The organism is Microcystis sp. M53598_WE2, from assembly GCF_030067735.1.
GTDB lineage: Bacteria > Cyanobacteriota > Cyanobacteriia > Cyanobacteriales > Microcystaceae > Microcystis > Microcystis aeruginosa.
In genome coordinates this window covers 1-1,644 of record NZ_JASJFE010000367.1, presented here as the reverse complement: position 1 = coordinate 1,644, position 1,644 = coordinate 1, and the positions used below count along the sequence as shown (strand labels likewise).

Below are 1,644 nucleotides of genomic sequence, written 5' to 3'. Positions count from 1 at the left end.
TAAAAACTGTCAGATACCCCCATTAGGTAGGGTTGATTTATGAATCAATCCTACGGATCAAGGAGTGATCCGCACCCCCCTTATCAAGGGGGGATCAAGGGGGGATCCATCTTCAATTTAATTATAACTACTTACTTATCCCATTCAAATTGTTCCTCTTTTTTTCATTAACTCAACCACAATCGGATGCACGTTATACCAGAGATCGCCATTGCGGTATTCCAAAATATATAAACCATGCAGCAGATCTAGAAAATTTTGATCCTTGAGATCCTTCGGGTTTAACTTTTCATAAACAGTTTTAATAATTTCCTCATCTGCTGTACCGATACTTTCAGCAAAATCGAGACTAAGTTCTGTGATTGATTGTTCTAAAACAGCTTGATCAATTTTTAGGGTATTATCATCGGGATAACGACGAACCGATCGCAAACAAACCCGACAGCAATCATTAGTAATGCGAATTAATTCTCGTAATACTCCCCCACTATAAAGACAAATTTTTTCGAGGGTGTCAGGATCGATTAAATCGGAATCGATGCGCTTAGTGATAATCTCGGTTAAAGTAGCAATAATTTGCGGATCGGGTATAGCATTAGGTGAATTAATTTCTCCCTGTTTAAAGAGTTTATATACAGGCATTTTCACGATCTGATTATTGATTTCTGTTTCGAGAGTTGCCTTTAAAGCTACTTCTCTTAAAGCGGCGATCGGAATAGTCATAATAATCCGAAAACCGGGCAATTTAATCGCTTTAATATGGGATTGAAAAATATCCCTTACCTGTGCTAAGTCAATTTTATCAATGTCATCAACAATTACTAAGATTTTTTTCTGACTTTGGGACTCGATCACACTGGCTATAATGTTAATTTGGGCAACTAGATCGGTAATTCTCCGCTCATACTTTTGTTTAATTTCCTCGCGAATAGTCGAATTAATCTTGAGAATTCCTTTAATGTGAGCTAGTAAAGAAGAAAAGTTAAAACCTGTTTCGATAGTGGCATCTGCTTGATTGGTTTCCGTGCGGATTTGTTCAGCAAACCATTGATAAAAGCTTTTTTTAATAGAATCTTTAATAGTTAAATTTTGGGCTTCCGCTTCTGACATCATCTGAACGGCGATCGAGAATAAAATATTAACATGATTTACGTCTGACATTTCGATCGTGTCTGAGATCGAGAAGAAAACAACAAAATAGCGATCATCTAACTTTCTTTTAAATTCGTAGAGTAGGGTTGACTTACCACAACCCCGATGTCCTGCTAGAATAATTTTTCCGTCTTCCGAAGGACTATCTTCTACCAATTGTTCTAATTCTTCGATAATTTCTGTGCCGTATTTGACAGCAAAACGCTGTAATTCTTTATCCGATCGCAGGGGTAAAAGTTCCAAATTGCGATAGACTTCTCGAAAGGGTTCCAGTAAAGGACTAACCATGAGTAATTAACTTAAGTGGGTGGGTGTAATTAAATATAAGATGAACGTAGGTTGGGTTGAAGCATGAAACCCAACGCCTGCATGGGTTACTAACCATGAGTAATTAAATTAGACTGTGTGTTGTGAAGATAATTAGCCACAAAGAAAACCAGAAAAAAATTAACTGATAACTGATAAGTAGTTATAATTAAATTGAAGATGGAT

Annotated in this window: 1 protein-coding gene; it reads right to left on the bottom strand. The window is 36.6% G+C overall.

The window, feature by feature from the left end:
- Positions 1-144 precede the first annotated feature (144 nt).
- Positions 145-1,440: a P-loop NTPase fold protein gene (locus PX636_RS07920; protein WP_288116679.1), complete on the bottom strand. Its 1,296-nt coding sequence runs from the start codon at positions 1,438-1,440 to the stop codon at positions 145-147.
- Positions 1,441-1,644 lie beyond the last annotated feature (204 nt).